Raw genomic sequence first — 17155 nt, 5'->3', positions numbered from 1 at the left:
CGGGCTCGCGGGGAGGTGGCGGAGGGCCCTGACGACGTCGACCGAGGGAGCAGGACATGAGCGAGCCGACCGGCCACACGGAGAGCGCGGGCGAGGGTCTGTCCGACGAGGAGATGATCGCCACCGTCGCCGAGCAGACCGACAGCGCCTCGGAGAACGCGGACGCCGCGGGCAAGGACTGGGACGGCGACCCGAGCGCGGCGCCCGACCCGAACGCCTGACCCCAGGGGTGCGGGTGTTCTCCCCGGCCGCGGTCCGGATGCGGCGGACCGCTCCGTCCGCGGCGCTCGGGCCGGCCCGCACCGTCGCGCGCTGGGCGGTCCGGCACGGGGTGCCCGCCGTCCTGCTGCACCGCGCCGCCGGTCGCGGCGACCCGCTCGCCCGGCTGCTGCGCGACCCCGCGCTGCGCGAGGAGCCGTACGCGGTGCACGAGCAGCTGCGCGCCCGGGGCCCGCTGGTGTCCAGCGCCCTGGGTCCGGTCACCACGTCGCACCCGGTGGCCCAGGAGGTGCTGCGGTCGGACCGCTTCGGCGTCGGCTTCGACTGGTCGTCGGCGCCCCGGGCGCTGCGCTGGGCGCTCGACTTCGGGAACGACCCGGCCGCCACCGGCGTCGCCGAACCGCCGTCCATGCTCGTGGTGGACCCGCCCGACCACACCCGGTACCGACGACTGGTCAGCCGCGCGTTCACCCCGCGGGCGACGGCGGCCGCGGAACCGGTGGTCCGGCGGACCGCCGAGGCCCTCCTCGACGACCTGGCGGCCCGCGCCGGCCGCGGCGAGGCGGTCGACCTCGTCGCGGCCTACGCCGAGCCGCTGCCGGTGCGGGTCATCGCCGGCCTGCTCGGCGTCCCGGCCGACCGCGAGGAGGACTTCCTGCGCTGGGGCGGCGCGGCGGCGGCCACGCTGGACCTCGGGCTGCCGTTCCGCCGCTCCCTGGCCGCCGACCGGGCGCTGCGCGCGCTGCACGGCTACCTCCGCGAGCACTTCGCCCGGTTGCGCCGCGACCCGGGCGAGGACCTGGTCAGCCGGCTGGTGACCGCCACGGGGGACGACGCCCTCAGCGACCGCGAGCTGCACGCCACGGTCATGCTGCTGCTGGGCGCGGGCTTCGAGACGACGGTGAACCTGCTCGGCAACGCCGTCGTCCTGCTCGACCGCCACCCCGACCAGTGGCGGGCCCTGGCCGCCGACCCGGCCGGCTGGCCCGGCGCCGTCGAGGAGGTGCTCCGGTACGACAGCCCGGTCCAGGTCACCGGGCGGACGGTGCGGGTCGACACCGAGCTCGCCGGGCGGGCGCTCCCGGCCGGATCCAGGGTGACCCTCCTGCTCGGAGCGGCCAACCGGGACCCCGACGTCTTCCCCGACCCTGCCCGGTTCGACGTCACCCGCGCCAACGCCCGCGACCACCTCGCCTTCTCCGCCGGCATCCACTACTGCCTCGGCGCCGGCCTGGCCCGGCTGGAGGGCGTGGTCGGCCTGCAGGCCCTCACCGAGCGCTTCCCGCACCTGCGCGTGGCCGGCCGCCCGGTGCGCCGGGACCTGCAGACGCTGCGCGGCTTCGACCACCTACCGGTGACCCTGCGGTGACGCTGACGTGCGCCCGGCCTGGGCGATTTCCGCAGGACGGTAGGGGCTTGGCGGACACCTGTCCGGCCGTGGATAGTGACCGCGGTCTCTCGCCCGACGGAAAGTGAGCGCATGAGCATCCTCGGTACCCGCGTGGTCCGCACGGAGGACCCGCTGTTCCTGACGCGTGGTGCGACCTACACCGACGACCTGGTCGACGACCGGCTCACCGGTGCGCTGCACGCCACCTTCGTCCGCTCGCAGGTCGCCCACGGCCGGCTGCTGTCGGTCGACGCCTCCGCCGCCCACGAGGCGCCCGGGGTCGTCGCCGTCTACACGGCCCAGGACTGCACGGACCTGACCCCGATCCCCGCCGGCCTGCCGATGGTCCCGCCCGCCATGCAGCGGCCCTGGCTGGCCACGGACAAGGTGCGGTTCGTCGGCGACATCATCGCCGTCGTCCTCACCGAGGACCGCTACCAGGGCGAGGACGCCGCCGAGCTGGTCTCGGTCGACATCGACCCCCTGCCGGCCGTGGTCACCACGGCCGACTCGGCCAGGGACGAGGTGCTCCTCTTCGAGGAGGCCGGCACCAACGTGATGGCCACCTTCGGCGAGCCGGCCCCGGCGGACTTCTTCGACGGCTGCGAGGTCGTCGTCACGCAGGCGGTGGTCAACCAGCGCGTGGCCCCGGTGCCGCTGGAGACCCGGGCCGCCGCCGCGGCCTGGGGCGAGGACGGCCGGGTCACGATCTGGTGCACCAACCAGGGCGCGCAGCAGGCCAAGGGCGAGATCGCCGGCTGGCTGGGCGTCGACCCCGCGCTGGTGCACCTGGTGACGCCGGACGTCGGCGGCGGGTTCGGCGCGAAGATCGGTGCCGACCCGGAGTACGCGTTCGTCGCCTGGCTGGCGCAGAAGTCCGGGCGCCCGGTGCGCTGGACGGAGAACCGCTCGGAGAACCTGCTCGGCATGCTGCACGGCCGCGGCCAGGACCAGGTGGTCACCGTCGGCGGCCGCCGTGACGGCACCATCGAGGCCTACGGCCTGGTCGTCGACCAGGACTGCGGCGCCTACCCGCGGGTCGGGATCGTCCTGCCGACCCTGACGATGATGATGGCCTCGGCCGTCTACGCCTTCCCGAAGGTGCACGCGCAGGCCCGGGCGCTGGCCACCAACACCACCTCGATCGGGGCCTACCGAGGAGCCGGCCGCCCCGAGGCGACGGCCGCGGTGGAGCGGGGGATCGACCTGTTCGCCGCCGAGATCGGGATGGACCCGGCCGAGGTTCGCCGGAAGAACCTGATCCCGTCCTTCCACGAGCCGCACACGACCGCGTCGGGCGCCACCTACGACTCCGGCGAGTACGTCGCGGCGCTGGACAAGGCGCTGGAGGCGGCCGGGTACCAGGAGCTGCGGGCCGAGCAGGCTCGGCGCCGGGAGAGCGGCGACGTCAAGCAGCTGGGCATCGGGCTGTCGGTGTACGTGGAGATCACCGGGGCCGACACCGGCCTGGGCGCCGCGGAGTCCGCGGAGCTCGAGGTGCACGCCGACGGGACGGCGACCGTGCTCACCGGCACCTCGCCGCACGGCCAGGGCCACGCGACGGCGTGGGCGATGCTCGCCAGTGACCAGCTCGGCATCCCGGTCGAGAAGATCACCGTGCTGCACGGCGACACCGACCGCATCCCGCGCGGCGGCGGCACGATGGGATCGCGCAGCCTCCAGCAGGGCGGTGCCGCGGTGCACCAGGCGGCGACCGAGCTCGTCGAGCTGGCCCGCCAGCGCGCCGCCGAGCAGCTGGAGGCCGACGCGGCCGACCTCGAGGTCGACCTCACCTCCGCCGGCCTGGCGGTGCGGGGCACCCCGGGCACCGGCATCACCTTCGCCCAGCTCGCCGAGCGGGAGCCGCTGGTCGTCCAGACCCGCTTCGAGGCGGCCGCCCCGACCTTCCCCTTCGGCGCGCACGTGGCCGTGGTGGAGGTCGACACCGAGTCCGGCAAGGCCGAGCTGCAGCGGCTGGTGGCCGTCGACGACGCGGGCATCATCGTCAACCCGCTGCTGGCCGAGGGGCAGCGGCACGGCGGCTTCGCCCAGGGCGTGGCGCAGGCGCTGCTGGAGGAGGTCCTCTACGACTCCGACGGCAACCCGCAGACCTCGACGCTGGCCGACTACCCGTTCGTCTCGGCGACCGAGCTGCCCAGCTTCGAGCTGGTCGACATGGCCACGCCCACGCCGATCAACCCCCTCGGTGCCAAGGGGATCGGCGAGGCGGGGACGATCGGTTCCACCCCGGCCGTCCACAACGCCGTCATCGACGCCGTCTCGCACCTCGGCGTCCGGCACATCGACATGCCCACCACGCCCATGAAGGTGTGGCGGGCCATCCAGCAGGCCCAGCAGGGAGGCAGCAACGCATGAAGGTCTCGATGACCGTCAACGGCCAGCAGCGCACGGACGAGGTGGAACCCCGGCTGCTGCTGGCGCACTACCTCCGCGACGTCTGCGGGCTGAAGGCCACCAACATCGGCTGCGACACCACCTCGTGCGGGGCGTGCACCGTCGTCGTCGACGGCCTGACCGTCAAGTCGTGCACGGTGCTGGCGGTGCAGTCCGAGGGCGCCTCGGTGACGACCATGGAGGGCCTGGCCGGGCCGGACGGCGAGCTGCACCCCATGCAGAAGGCGTTCCGCGAGGAGCACGGCCTGCAGTGCGGGTTCTGCACGCCGGGCATGGTCATGGCCGCGATCGGCGTGCTGGCCGACAACCCCGACCCCAGCGACCGCGAGGTCCGTGAGGGGCTGGAGGGCAACCTCTGCCGGTGCACCGGCTACCACAACATCGTCCGCGCCGTCCGGTCCGCTGCCCAGGCCGGCCCCGCCGCCGGTCAGGTGCCGCAGTCGCAGGAGGTCGCGCGATGATCCCGGGGCCGTTCGAGTACGTGCGGGCGACGTCGGTCGAGGAGGCGATCGCGGCCCTCGTCGAGCACGGGGACGAGGCCAAGGTCATGGCCGGCGGGCACTCGCTGCTGCCGATCATGAAGCTGCGGCTGGCCATGCCCGCAGTGGTCATCGACATCAGCCGGATCCCGGGGCTGTCCTACGTCCGGGTCGACGGCGACGAGGTGGCCATCGGCGCGGGCACCCGGCACCACGAGCTGGAGAAGGACGAGGTCGCGAAGGCCGAGGTGCCGATCCTGCCGTACACCGCCAGCCAGGTCGGCGACCCGCAGGTGCGCCACCGCGGCACGATCGGCGGCACGGTCGCGCACAGCGACCCGGCGTCCGACCTGCCCACGGCGCTGCTCGCGCTGGGCGGCACCGTGGTCGCGCAGGGCCCGAACGGGCGCCGGAGCATCCCGCTGACCGAGTTCTGGCAGGGCTTCTTCGAGACGGCGCTGGCCGAGGACGAGCTGATCGTCGAGGTCCGCGTGCCGCGCACCGGGTCGGCCGGCTGGGCCTACGAGAAGTTCACCCGCCGGGCCAACGACTGGCCGATCGTCGCCGCCGCCGCGGTGGACGGCCGGGTGGCGCTGGCCAACATGGCCGGGACGGTCGTGCGGGCCACCGCGACGGAGGAGGCCCTCGCGCGGGGCGCCTCCGTCGAGGAGGCCGCGGCGCTGGCCGACGAGGGCACCTCGCCGGGCGCGGACATGCACGCCGACCAGGAGTACCGCCGGCACCTCGCCCGGCTGCTCACCCGGCGGGCGCTGGAGAAGGCGGCCGGCGGAGCCGCAGCCGCCGCCTGAACCGCTGGACGACCGACGCCGGGAGCCCCACGGGCTCCCGGCGTCGTCGTCGTGGGGTGGGACCTAGCCGGCGGGGGTGAGCATCCCGGCGCCGACGGTGGCGTTGGTGGCCTCGTCGACCAGGATGAACCGCCCGGTGACCCGGTTGCGCACGTAGTCGTCCACGAACAGCGGCTGGGTGGTGCGCAGCCGCACCCGGCCGATGTCGTTGAGCCCCAGCTCGGTCGCCTCGCGGTCGCGGTGCAGGGAGTTCACGTCGAGCCGGTAGGCCAGCTCCTTGACCATCGCCCGGACGCTGCGGGTCGTGTGCTTGACCGCGATCCGCTGACGCGGGCGCAGCGGCTCCTCGGCCATCCAGCAGACCAGCGCGTCGAGGTCCTGGGTGACGTGCGGGGAGTTCTCCGGGCGGCAGATCAGGTCGCCTCGCGAGATGTCGAGGTCGTCGGTCAGCCGCACGGTCACCGCCATGGGCGCGAACGCCTCGTCGAGCGGACCGCGGGGGCCGTCGATCGCGGCGATCGTCGTCGTCAGGCCGCTGGGCAGCACCTGGACCTCGTCGCCCGGCTTCAGAACGCCGCTGGCGACGGTGCCCGCGTAGCCGCGGTAGTCGTGGTACGCGTCGGACTGCGGCCGGATCACGTACTGCACCGGGAAGCGGACGTCGGTGAGGTTGCGGTCGCTGGCCACGTGCACGTGCTCGAGGTGGTGCAGCAGCGTCGGGCCCTCGTACCAGGGCGTGTTCGGGGAGTGCTTGACGACGTTGTCGCCGTGCAGGGCGGAGATCGGGACGACGGTCAGGTCGGGGACGCTCAGCTTCGCGGCGAAGGCGCTGAACTCGTCGGCGATGGCGTCGAAGACCGACTCCGACCAGTCGACGAGGTCCATCTTGTTGACCGCGACCACCAGGTGCGGCACCCGAAGCAGCGAGGCGAGGAAGGCGTGCCGGCGGCTCTGCTCGAGCATCCCCTTGCGGGCGTCGACGAGCACGATGGCCAGATCCGCGGTCGAGGCGCCGGTGACCATGTTCCGCGTGTACTGCACGTGGCCGGGGGTGTCGGCCAGGATGAACGTGCGCCGCGGCGTGGAGAAGTACCGGTAGGCGACGTCGATGGTGATGCCCTGCTCGCGCTCGGCGCGCAGGCCGTCGGTGAGCAGCGCGAGGTCGACGAAGTCGCCCTTGCTGGCGCGGGCCACCGCCTCGTACTGGTCCTCGAAGATCGCCTTGCTGTCGTAGAGCAGCCGGCCGATCAGCGTGCTCTTGCCGTCGTCCACCGACCCGGCGGTGGCGATGCGCAGGATGTCCTTGCGCGCGGTGGCGAGCTCCGCGGCGTGCTCGGCGACGGGCGAGTGGAGGTCGACGGCGCCGTCCTCGTCCAGGGGCAGGGTGGTGTCCGACTGCGCGGCCATCAGAAGTAGCCCTCCTTCTTCCGGTCCTCCATGGCGGCGTCGCTGACCTTGTCGTCGCCGCGGGTCGCGCCGCGCTCGGTCATCCGGGTCACCGCGATCTCGGCGATGACCTCCTCGACCGTGGTCGCCTCCGACCGCACGGCCGCGGTCAGGTTCGCGTCGCCCACGGTGCGGTAGCGGACGACCGCGGAGAACGGCTGCTCGCCGTCGCGGGGCCGGATGAACTCGTTGACCGCGTAGAGCATCCCCTGCCGCTCCACGACCTCCCGCTCCTGCGCGAGGTACAGCGCGGGGATGGCGATCTGCTCACGGGCGATGTACTGCCAGATGTCCAGCTCGGTCCAGTTCGACAGCGGGAACACCCGGATCGACTCGCCGAGGTGGATCCGGCCGTTGTAGATGTCCCAGAGCTCGGGCCGCTGGTTCTTCGGGTCCCACTGGCCGAACTCGTCGCGGAAGGAGAACACCCGCTCCTTGGCCCGCGCCTTGTCCTCGTCGCGGCGGGCGCCCCCGAACAGCGCGGTGAAGCCGTGCTCCTCGACCGCGTCGAGCAGCACCGGGGTCTGGATGCGGTTGCGGGAGCCGTTGGGCTCCTCCTTGACCGTGCCGGCCGCGATCGCGTCGGGCACCGAGGCGACGATCAGCTCCACGCCCAACTCGGCGACCCGCTTGTCGCGGAACTCCAGCACGTCGGGGAAGTTCAGCCCGGTGTCGACGTGCATCACCGGGAACGGGATGCGGGCCGGCGCGAAGGCCTTGCGGGCCAGCTCCAGCATCACGATCGAGTCCTTGCCGCCGGAGAAGAGCAGGACCGGTCGCTCCAGCTCGGCGGCCACCTCACGGATCACGTGGATGGACTCGGCCTCCAGTGTCTCCAACTGGGAGAGCCGGTAGTCGGGAGTGGTCACGCGTCCTCCTCGCTGACGCTCGTCGGGCGCGTGCCCAGGGGTGCTGCGCTCATCGGTGAGCTCGCGAGCTCGCTCACGCGTCCTCCTCGCTGACGCTGGTCGGGCGCGTGCCCAGGGGTGCTGCGCTCATCGGTGAGCTCGCGAGCTCGCTCACGTGGCATGACTCCAGAGCGTCGGGGGGCGGGGCTCGAACCAGCACCAACCGCACCGGTCCGGGGGGAATTCCCCTCCAGTGTCCGCCATCGCCCCGCGCGCTCGCGTGTGACCCCCGACTCACCCACCCGGGCGGACGGCGTCCAGCAGCTGCTCGGCGAGCTCCGGGCGGCAGACCAGCAGGTCGGGCAGGTACGGGTCGGGGTCGTTGTAGCGCAGCGGGGAGCCGTCCAGCCGGACGGCGGTCAGCCCGGCGGCCCGGGCGACGGCGACCGGTGCGGCCGAGTCCCACTGGTACATGCCGCCGGCGTGCACGTAGGCGTCCACCTCGCCCCGGGTCACGGCGGTCACCTTGTAGCCGGCCGATCCCATCGGCACCAGGTCTGCGTCCAGCGCGGCCGCGGCGGTGTCGGCGACCGCGGGCGGGCGGGTGCGGCTCACCGCGATCCGCAGCCGTCCGCCCCCCGGGGCTGGCACGTCCGGCGCCGGGTCGGTGACCAGGACCTCGCCCAGCGCCGGCAGCGCCACGGCGGCCGCGGTGAGCTCACCGCCGGACCACAGCGCCACGTGCACCGCCCAGTCCGGCCGGTCCTCGCCGTACTCCCGGGTGCCGTCGAGCGGGTCGACGATCCACACCCGCTCGGCGGTCAGGCGGGCCGGGTCGTCGACCGCCTCCTCGCTGAACACGGCGTCGTCGGGGCATCGTTCCGCGAGCAGCCCGCTGATCGCGGCCTGCGCGGCGGCGTCCCCCGCGTCGCCGAGCGGGCGCCCGGTGAGCTGCCCCTCGGCGCGCAGCCGCAGGAGCGCCGCCGCGGCGGCGCGGGCGGTCTCCGCGGCGACCTCGACGTCCCTCACGGCTGGTCCGACAGGGCCGTGGCGTCGGTCGGCCGTCCCGGCGGGGCCGGCCGGCCGGAGGCGTCGGTGATCGACCCGAAGTAGTCGGCGTGCAGCTCCTCGCGGGGCATGACGAACACCCCCCGGGCGGTCACCAGCGTCCGGTCGGGGGCCTGGGCGGTCGCGATCTCACCGGTGACGACGCACCGGCGGCCGGCCGCCTCGGTGACGCGGGAGCGCAGCAGCAGGGGGGTGGACAGGGGCACCGGGCGACGGTAGTCCAGCTCCAGGTGGACGGTCATGCCCCACAGGCCGGCGGCGATGGCGGCCGAGCCGAGCAGCTGGTCCATGAGCAGGCTGCTGATGCCCCCGTGCACGTACCCGGGCGGGCCCTCGTAGGCCATCCCCAAGGTGGCCTCGGCGGCCACGCCGTCCGCCGTCCGCCGGATGACCAGCGGCGGCGCCAGGGCGCTCCCGACGCCGCTCACCGGGTTGTAGACCCGGCGGAAGACCAGCGGGTCGTCGAGGACCGGCAGTTGGGTCGGCGGACGCCGGCCCGCGGCCAGCCTGGTGGTCGCGGCCCGCGCCTCGGCGGCGGCCGCGCGCAGCTCCCCGGCCGGGACGGTGGTGCGCACGGAGGCGTCGACGAGGTCCCGGAGGGCGCCGCCGAGCTCAGCGACCGCGGCCATCAGGTCGGCGTCGTAGGGCTGCCCGCCCTCGTCGGTGTGCACGCCGGGACGGTAACCAGCGCGGTGGTCCGCTCAGGCCTCGGCCCCGTCGACCGCCGGGGTCGCCGCCGGGGCCGGGCCCGAACGGGGCAGCCGCACGGTGAAGGTCGCCCCCTGGCCGGCCGCGGTGTCGAGGTGGATGGTGCCGCCGTGCGCCGCGACCAGCGCGGAGACGATCGCCAGGCCCAGGCCGGTGCCGCCTTCGGCGCGGGACCGCGAGGCGTCGACGCGGTAGAAGCGCTCGAACACCCGGGCGGCGTCCTCCGGTGCCATCCCCGGCCCCTCGTCGGCCACCTGCAGCACGACCACCCCGCCGTCGTCGGCCCCGCCGTCCCCGGCCGGTGGCTCGTCGGAGAGGCGGACGGTGACCGCGGCGGTGGGCGGGGTGTGCACGAGCGCGTTGGTGACCAGGTTGCCGACCACCTGACGCAGCCGGGCCTCGTCGCCCAGCACGACCGGCACCTCGCTGAGCGCCTCGTCGAGGTGCAGGCTGAGCGGCCGGTCCGGCTGCAGCGCCCGCGCGTCGTGGACGGCGTCGCCGGCCACCTCGGCGAGGTCGACGGGGGTGATGGTCAGGGGGCGCTGCTGGTCCAGCCGGGCCAGCTGCAGCAGGTCCTCGACGAGCAGCCCCATGCGGGCGCCCTCGGACTCGATCCGCTCCATGAGCCGGCGGGTGTCCTCGGGGTTGCTCACCGCGCCCTGCCGGTAGAGCTCGGCGAAGCCGCGGATGGAGGTCAGCGGGGTGCGCAGCTCGTGGCTGGCGTCGGCGACGAACCGGCGCATCCGGCCCTCCGAGGCTCGGGCCTGCTCCTCCGAGGCCTGCTGCGCGCGGAACGACTGCTCGATGCGGGAGAGCATCCCGTTGAGCGCCGTGGTCAGGCGGCCGACCTCGGTCCGCTCGTCGCCCTCCGGCACGCGCTGGGACAGGTCGCCGGCCGCGATGGCCATCGCGGTGCGCTCCACCTCGGTGAGGGGGCGCAGGCTGTTGCGGACGACGACGTAGCCGGCCGCGCCGAGCAGGGTCAGCACGATCAACCCGACGACCACCTCGATGCTCACGAGCCGGCCGATGAGCCGCTCGTCGCCCCCGAGGTCGGTGCCGATGAGGGCGGTCCAGCCCTCGGGCAGCTCGACGGCGGCCATCCGCCACGAGGTGTGGCCGTCCGCCGCGGGCACGGTGAACATCCGCACGCCACCGGGGCCCGCGTCGTCGACCCGTTCGGCGAGGTGGTCGAGGTGGTCGAGGTCGGGCCGCCGTCCCGGGTCGTCCACCGGGCCCGCCACCAGGACCAGGTGGTCGGCGCTGGGTGGGAGGCAGCCCAGGTACTCCCTCGAGGGGTACCCCGCATCCGCGGACGTGCAGTCGTCAAGCACCCGCCAGGCGTCCTCCCGCACGTTCAGCGCGCCCTGGCGCAGCTGCCCGTCCTGCTGCGAGGTCAGGTAGCCCCGCAGCAGCGACGTCGCCGCGAGCCCGGTGGCGAGCAGGGCCAGCGCGACGAGGACGACGAGGAGGGCGACGAGGGTGACGCGCAGCGGGACCCGCGGGCCCGGGCGCACCGACGGCGGGGCGGACGTCACGTCGTCACCGTGTCACTGCGGCGGGGCGCTCCGCTCCTCGCTCGCTGGCGCTCGCTGCGATGCTCACGCCCCTGTCCGCTCACGTTGTCACCGGTTCGCTCCCGTGGAGCGCTCCGCTCCTCGCTCGCTGGCGCTCGCTGCGATGCTCACGCCCCTGTCCGCTCACGTTGTCACCGGTTCGCTCCCGTGGAGCGCTCCGCTCCTCGCTCGCTGGCGCTCGCTGCGATGCTCACGCCCCTGTCCGCTCACGTTCCGCGCGGCAGCCGCAGGGTGTAGCCCACGCCACGGATGGTGTGCAGCAGCCGCGGCTCGGTGGTGTCGACCTTGCGGCGCAGGTAGGAGATGTAGGACTCGACGACGTTCGCCTCGCCGTTGAAGTCGTAGTTCCACACGTGGTCCAGGATCTGCGCCTTCGACAGCACGCGCCCGGCGTTGGCCATGAGGTAGCGCAGCAGCTTGAACTCGGTCGGGGAGAGGCTGACCACCTGGCCGGCCTTCACGACCTCGTGCGACTCCTCGTCGAGTTCGATGTCGGCGAAGGACAGCCGCGGCGCGTCGGCCGCGCGCTGGGGGCCACTGCTGCGACGCAGCACCGCCCGGATGCGGGCCAGCACCTCGTCCAGGCTGAACGGCTTGGTCACGTAGTCGTCGCCGCCCAGTGTCAGGCCGGAGACCTTGTCCTCGGCGGCGTCCCGGGCGGTGAGGAACAGCACGGGCGTGTGCCGGCCGCTCTCGCGCATCCGGCGGACGACGCCGAAGCCGTCGAGGCCGGGCATCATCACGTCGAGGACCAGCAGGTCGGGCCGGAAGCTCGCGGCCATGGCCAGCGCCTGCTGCCCATCGGCGGCGGTGGCCACCTCGAAGCCGGCGTAGCGGAGACTGGCCGAGAGCAGCTCCCGGATGTTGGGTTCGTCGTCCACCACCAGGAGGCGGGCCTCGGGCGCGGTGGCCCCGTTACGCGTGCCGGCCACAGCACCTCCTGTCGCACGTGCAGCCATGGTCATGGGATCAGAGTGCGCCGCGTGGCTGGACCGGCGCTGCGGGTTCCCTGTGAGGAGTCTGGACGCCCACCGGCCTCAACCGGCGGGGGACATGGCGCGGCCGCGCCGCCAGTAGCCGATCGCGTGGTGCTGCGCCCGCCCGAGGCCCCACCGCCCGCGCAGGTCCCCCCGCACCGTGCGGACGGTGGCGGACTCGGCCGCGACCCAGGCGAACAGGTCCTCGCCGTCGGGCCGCTCGAGCGCGGCGACCGCGTCGGCCAGCAGCGTGCTCTCCCCGGGCGGGGTGCCGAGACGGTGCAGCCAGCGGACCTCGACGCCCTCCGGCGCCGGCAGGGGCTGCTCCTCGGCGACCTCCGCCACCTCCACCAGCGCGACTCCGCGGGTCGCGGGCGCCGCCTCGGCCAGGATCCGAGTGATCGCCGGTAGGGCGGTCTCGTCGCCGGCGAGCAGCAGCCACCCGGCCGGCCGCTCACCCAGCGGACCGCCGCCCGCGACGGCGACCACCGAGCCGGGCGCCGCGGCCGCGGCCCAGGCCGCGGCCGGGCCGTCCCCGTGCAGTACGAAGTCGATCTCCACCTCGCCTCGGTCGGGATCCTGCCGGCGGGCGGTGTAGCTGCGCAGGCTCACCCCGTGCGAGCCGGCCGGCCAGACGATCCGGCCGTCCCGGGCCACCGCCGGCCAGTGCGGCGCCGGGTCACCCACGCGCGGCACGAGCAGCGACACGGTGGGCCCGGCGGCCGCGACGGCCGCGGGCGTGCCGGAGAGCAGGACCCGGCGCACGGAGGGGGTGACGTGGGCGACCGACGCGACCGTGAGGACGTCGACCGGTCGGGTGGCGTCGGGGGCGATCACGGTGCCCCAGCCTAGAACGGGCCGACCCGGCCGACCCCGGGGGAATGGAGTCGACCGGGCCGGCGATCGAGGACGGGTCCACGTCACTGTGGGTGACCGGTCTCCCCACCCTCAGCAGGGCGGACGTCGCGGCCTCTTCCGTCGACGACAACGCTACGTGACACCCGCACGGATGCCAGCGCCCGCACGGGTGATCCGTCGGTCCGAACGGGTGATGTGTGTCGCGGGCGCCGGAGGGGCAGGGGCAGGGGGACAGCGTCGAGCGCCCGGAGGCGACGGATGGCAGACGAGTTCAGCAAGGGCGACCACGTCACCTGGAACAGCCACGGCAAGCGGGTGGAGGGGACCGTCGTCCGCACGATCACCGAGGAGACCGAGGCCTCGGGCCGGAAGGTGAAGGCGAGCCGGGACGACCCGCAGTACGAGGTCGAGAGCGACAAGAGCGGCAAGACGGCGGTGCACAAGCCCGGCGCCCTGCACGAGAAGTGACGAACGGACCAGGAGGAACGCGAACGTGAGCGAGACCGGAGACCAGTTCGCCGGCACGGCGGCACGCAGCACCAAGCACAGCCCCCGGGTGGACGAGGAGCTCGAGCACGAGATCCAGGGCATGCTCAAGGGACAGCACGCGACCCGTGCCGAGGAGTGGCGTGAGGTCGAGCCGGTCGCCGAGGGCGACCCCGACCTGACGGCCGACCCGTCAGGGACCCTCGTCGGGGGCACCCCGGTCGGCATGGACGCCGACGCGGTCGTCGCCCGGGCGGAGCTGGCCCGCTGGCTGGACCGGGCCGACTTCCCGAACACCGGCCCCGGCCTGGTCGAGGCGGCCCTCGACCACCGCGCCCCGGACGCGGTGGTCGACGAGCTGCGCCGGCTGCCGGAGGGGGACACCTACGAGCGGGTCGGAGACGTCGTCCGGGCCCTCGGCTACCCGACCGAGACCTGAGCCGCCGCGGTCAGGAGCCGGCGTGTTCCGGCTCCTGACCGTCTCCGGCCACGAGCTCCGCGACCGCGTCGCGCTCCTCGTCCTCCGCGATCTCCTCCGCGCCGCGACGGCGGAACAACCGCGACCCCGGGAAGCCCTTCACCACGTGCCGCAGGTCCTGCATCGTGTCGAGCAGGTCGTGCACGTCGTCGCCCACGTTCCCCATGGACCCCAGGACGGGGATGATGTCCTCGTCCAGGTGGGTCATCAGCTGCGGCAGCCGGTCGATGAAGGTCACGACGGCCTCCACCTCGTTGGCGTCGATGCTCGCCGCCAGGCGGCGGACCGCCGGGGCCAGCGCGAGCAGCGGGTCCTGGAAGACGTCGACCAGCGGGTCCATGCGACCCAGCAGCCCCTCGGCGGCGGTCACCGCGCTGTCGGCGCGACCGATCGTGCTGCCCGTGGCGGCAATCGCCTCGTCCGCCTTCTGCTGGGTTTCTCCGACGGCGGTGATGGCGGCGTCGGCTTTGTGCTGGGTCTGTTCGACGGCGGTGATGGCGGCGTCGGCTCGTTGCCGGGTTTCTCCGACGGCGGTGATGGCGGCGTCGGCTTTGTGCTGGGTCTGTTCGACGGCGGTGATGGCGGCGTCGGCTCGTTGCCGGGTTTCTCCGACGGCGGTGATGGCGGCGTCGGCTTTGTGCTGGGTCTGTTCGACGGCGGTGATGGCGGCGTCGGCTCGTTGCCGGGTTTCTCCGACGGCGGTGATGGCGGCGTCGGCTTTGTGCTGGGTCTGTTCGACGGCGGCGATGGCGGCGTCGGCTCGCTGCCGGGTCTGCCCGACGGCGGTGATCGCTTCGTCGGCTCGCTGCTGGGTCTGCCCGACGGCGGCGATGGCGGCGTCGGCTCGCTGCCGGGTCTGCCCGACGGCGGCGATGGCGGCGTCGGCTCGCTGCCGGGTCTGCCCCACCGCGGTGATGGCCTCGTCGGCCCGGTCGACGATGCTGTCGACCCGGTCCACCACCCCGCCGACCCGGTCCAGCAGCGTCTCCACGCGGCCCACGACGGCGACGACCCGCGGGACCAGCGCGAGCGCCTCGGAGACGCCGTCGCGGAGGCCCTCCACCGCGGCGATCACGTCGGACGGGCCGGGCACGAACGGCAACCTCACCCGGGGGACGCTACGGCCGCGTACGGCGTACCGCCCCTCGATCTCCGCGCGTCGGCGGGGCTGGCGCCGATCCGCCCGTATCGTGGAGAGCTGCCGCGACCGCGCGCGGGCATCGTCGCCTGCGCCCGTGCGGAGCCGACGGCACGGGGCCATGGCGACATGGGTACGACGATGGGAAGTCGACACCGGTGGGGGACAAGCGGACGCGCGACGACGCGGGCGACGGCCGCGCGCCCGGGCGGTTCCGGGGCCGGCGCCGGCCGGCTCCGCAGCCACCGGCAACCGGGACGCCGGGCCGCGAGCCGATCACCGTCGAGCAGCTGATCGCCCGCCAGGGCGGTGAGGTCGGCCGCCGTCGTGCCGCGCGCACCGGCGAGATCCCCCTGCCGCTGGCCCCGGGTGAGCAGCCCCCCGCGCACCGGCGCGGCCTGCCGCCGGTCCCCGGCGACGAGGCCCGCGCGCCCCGCGACGAGGCCCGCGCGCCCCGCGACGAGGCGCGGGACGAGGTCCGCGGTCTCCCCGAGGAGGCGCCGCCGGTCGACCCGTCCCCGGGGACCCAGCGCGGGCTGCCGCCCGTGCCCGGCGCCGACCGCGACATCCCGTCGTCCCCGGCCCAGCAGTCGCGTGGCGGGCTGCCCCCCGTCCCGCCGGCCGCGCGCCCCTCGGTGCCGCTGTTCCCGCCGCTGGAGGACCGCCCCGGCTACCGGCCGTCCCGGCCGATCAGCCCGCTGCCGCCCATCCCGGGCCGCGACGTCCCCAACGCCGGCGCCACCCGGCTGACCCCGCCCGGACCCCGCGAGCGCCGTGCGGCCCGGCGTGCTGCCCGCAGCCCCGGCCGGCGCCGGCTGATCCGGGCCGGGCTCGCCGTGCTCACGCTGGTGGGCATCGTCGTCGCCTACCACCTGGGCCTGTACTTCTACGCCGACCAGGGCATCCGCCGGGTCGAGGCCCTCGCCCCGCAGGGCGCCGAGGTGCTGGCGCCCCGGCTGCAGGAGGGCGCGGTCACCTACCTGGTGGTCGGCACCGGTCTACCCGGTCAGGAGGGCCCCGCGGGAGTGGCCACCCTGCTGGCGCACGTCAGCCCCGACGAGGAGCACGCGGTCCTGGTGAGCATCCCGCCGACCGCGCTCGTCGACACCCCGGCCTGTGCCGACGCCGACGGCGAGGTGCGGGAGCCGGTCACCGAGGCGTTCGCCGCGTCGCTGCTCGAGGGCGGCCCGTCGTGCATGGTCCGCGCCGTCCAGCAGGTCTCGGGCCTCCGGATCGACCACTACCTCGGCGTCGACCTCGGCCGGCTGCCGGGCATGGTCGACGCCCTCGGCGGGATCGGCGTCTGCCTGCCCACGGTCTCCGACGCGGTGGCCGCCTCGTCCAGCCCGCTCCCGGCGGGGGAGAGCCGGCTGACCGGGGAGCAGGCGACGGCCTACCTCTCCCCGGGCGACGCCGGCTCCGACGTCACCGGGGCCGCGGCGTCCGAGCGCGCGCAGGTGCTGCTGACCTCCACCCTGCGGACGGCGATGTCGTGGGGGACGGTCGGCAACCCGGTGACCCTGACGACGTTCCTCGGCCGCGCCTCCGACGCGCTCACCGTCGACGAGGGCACCAGCCTCGGCGACCTGCGCACCCTGGCCGGCACCCTCGGCGACCTCGGCGGCGACCAGGTGCAGCGCACCGGCCTGCCGGTCGCGCAGGTCGGTTACGTGCCGGCGGGCAGCGACCGGGCCTTCGTGGTGCTCGACTCGGCCGGCACCCGCGCGCTGTTCGACCAGGTCATCGACGAGGGCCGGTTGCCCGAGGCAGCGCCCGCGGAGCAGCCGGCGGCCGAGGCCGCGGCGCCGGCCGCACCGACCGCCGAGCAGCCCCCCACCGAGCCGGCCGCCCAGCCGCTGAGCGTCGCCCCCGGCGCGGTCACGGTCGACGTCCTCAACGGCACCGCCACCAGCGGGCTGGCCGCCACGGTCGCCGAGCTCCTGCGCGGCCAGGGCTTCGGCGTGGGCCAGGTGGGCAACGAGCTGGGCACGGTCAACCAGACCGTCGTCCGCTACGGGCCGGGTGCGGAGGAGGCGGCGCGCACCGTCGCCGCCGCCGTCCCCGGGGCCGTGCTGCAGCCGAGTGACTCCACCGGTGGCGCGGTGCAGCTGGTGATCGGGCCCGGCTACACCACCGTGGTCCCGGTCGAGGTCGCCCCTGCCGCGGCGGCGCCCAGCCCGGAGCCCGCCCCCGACACCCCCGCGGCGCCCGCCGAGCCGGCGGCCGCGCCGCCGGCCAGCTGCGCGTAGGGCCGCCGCG

At 74.9% G+C, this 17155-nt stretch carries 16 protein-coding genes; 8 read left to right on the top strand and 8 right to left on the bottom strand.

Annotated features, from left to right (window positions below; all coding sequences use genetic code 11):
• Positions 1-56 precede the first annotated feature (56 nt).
• The 5 genes from MY520_RS03680 (at position 57) to MY520_RS03660 (ending at position 5312) form a co-directional block, all read left to right on the top strand.
• Positions 57-221 carry a hypothetical protein gene (locus tag MY520_RS03680; RefSeq protein WP_436690210.1) on the top strand — a complete coding sequence of 55 codons (165 nt, stop codon included), beginning with the start codon at positions 57-59 and terminating at the stop codon, positions 219-221.
• 14 nt (positions 222-235) lie between these two features.
• Complete coding sequence (locus MY520_RS03675) at positions 236-1588, top strand: cytochrome P450 (RefSeq protein ID WP_436690208.1); 1353 nt, start codon at positions 236-238, stop codon at positions 1586-1588.
• 111 nt (positions 1589-1699) lie between these two features.
• Positions 1700-3985 carry a xanthine dehydrogenase family protein molybdopterin-binding subunit gene (locus MY520_RS03670; RefSeq protein ID WP_436690206.1) on the top strand — a complete coding sequence of 762 codons (2286 nt, stop codon included), beginning with the start codon at positions 1700-1702 and terminating at the stop codon, positions 3983-3985.
• Positions 3982-4485, top strand: coding sequence for a (2Fe-2S)-binding protein (locus tag MY520_RS03665; RefSeq protein WP_436690204.1), 504 nt, complete (start codon positions 3982-3984; stop codon positions 4483-4485). The genes MY520_RS03670 and MY520_RS03665 overlap by 4 nt, the downstream gene beginning before the upstream one ends.
• Positions 4482-5312 carry an FAD binding domain-containing protein gene (locus tag MY520_RS03660; RefSeq protein WP_436690202.1) on the top strand — a complete coding sequence of 277 codons (831 nt, stop codon included), beginning with the start codon at positions 4482-4484 and terminating at the stop codon, positions 5310-5312. The genes MY520_RS03665 and MY520_RS03660 overlap by 4 nt, the downstream gene beginning before the upstream one ends.
• 63 nt (positions 5313-5375) lie before the next feature.
• Here MY520_RS03660 and MY520_RS03655 read toward each other — a convergent pair whose 3' ends face one another.
• The 7 genes from MY520_RS03655 to MY520_RS03625 form a co-directional block, all read right to left on the bottom strand.
• Positions 5376-6719: a sulfate adenylyltransferase subunit 1 gene (locus MY520_RS03655; RefSeq protein WP_436690200.1), complete on the bottom strand. Its 1344-nt coding sequence runs from the start codon at positions 6717-6719 to the stop codon at positions 5376-5378.
• On the bottom strand, positions 6719-7627 hold the full coding sequence (gene cysD / locus MY520_RS03650) for a sulfate adenylyltransferase subunit CysD (RefSeq protein ID WP_436690198.1): 909 nt from the start codon (positions 7625-7627) through the stop codon (positions 6719-6721). Before cysD ends, MY520_RS03655 begins: the two co-directional genes overlap by 1 nt.
• A 273-nt stretch (positions 7628-7900) precedes the next feature.
• The gene (locus tag MY520_RS03645) at positions 7901-8635 is read right to left on the bottom strand and encodes an inositol monophosphatase family protein (RefSeq protein ID WP_436690196.1); all 735 of its coding nucleotides are present in this window, start codon (positions 8633-8635) and stop codon (positions 7901-7903) included.
• Complete coding sequence (locus MY520_RS03640; RefSeq protein WP_436690194.1) at positions 8632-9345, bottom strand: PaaI family thioesterase; 714 nt, start codon at positions 9343-9345, stop codon at positions 8632-8634. The genes MY520_RS03645 and MY520_RS03640 overlap by 4 nt, the downstream gene beginning before the upstream one ends.
• Before the next feature lie 30 nt (positions 9346-9375).
• Entirely contained in the window at positions 9376-10920 is a 1545-nt protein-coding gene (locus tag MY520_RS03635; RefSeq protein WP_436690192.1) for a sensor histidine kinase, read from the bottom strand.
• A 245-nt stretch (positions 10921-11165) separates the two neighbouring features.
• On the bottom strand, positions 11166-11891 hold the full coding sequence (locus tag MY520_RS03630; protein WP_436690190.1) for a response regulator transcription factor: 726 nt from the start codon (positions 11889-11891) through the stop codon (positions 11166-11168).
• A 105-nt stretch (positions 11892-11996) separates the two neighbouring features.
• Positions 11997-12773 carry a siderophore-interacting protein gene (locus tag MY520_RS03625; protein ID WP_436690188.1) on the bottom strand — a complete coding sequence of 259 codons (777 nt, stop codon included), beginning with the start codon at positions 12771-12773 and terminating at the stop codon, positions 11997-11999.
• Positions 12774-13052: 279 nt separating this feature from the next.
• Here MY520_RS03625 and MY520_RS03620 point away from each other — a divergent pair, with 279 nt between their 5' ends.
• The gene (locus tag MY520_RS03620) at positions 13053-13262 is read left to right on the top strand and encodes a DUF2945 domain-containing protein (RefSeq protein WP_436690186.1); all 210 of its coding nucleotides are present in this window, start codon (positions 13053-13055) and stop codon (positions 13260-13262) included.
• A gap of 25 nt (positions 13263-13287) precedes the next feature.
• Positions 13288-13719: a DUF2795 domain-containing protein gene (locus MY520_RS03615; protein ID WP_436690184.1), complete on the top strand. Its 432-nt coding sequence runs from the start codon at positions 13288-13290 to the stop codon at positions 13717-13719.
• A gap of 10 nt (positions 13720-13729) precedes the next feature.
• Here the strand turns inward: MY520_RS03615 and MY520_RS03610 are convergent, their stop codons facing one another.
• The gene (locus MY520_RS03610; protein WP_436690183.1) at positions 13730-14866 is read right to left on the bottom strand and encodes a hypothetical protein; all 1137 of its coding nucleotides are present in this window, start codon (positions 14864-14866) and stop codon (positions 13730-13732) included.
• A gap of 188 nt (positions 14867-15054) precedes the next feature.
• Between MY520_RS03610 and MY520_RS03605 the strand changes: the two genes are divergently transcribed.
• A complete protein-coding gene (locus tag MY520_RS03605; protein WP_436690181.1) occupies positions 15055-17145 on the top strand; it encodes an LCP family protein in 2091 nt (696 codons plus the stop codon).
• Positions 17146-17155 lie beyond the last annotated feature (10 nt).

It is taken from the genome of Geodermatophilus sp. CPCC 205506, assembly GCF_051383635.1.
In the GTDB taxonomy this organism is placed as follows: domain Bacteria; phylum Actinomycetota; class Actinomycetes; order Mycobacteriales; family Geodermatophilaceae; genus Geodermatophilus.
This window is presented reverse-complemented; position numbering and strand designations above follow the sequence as displayed.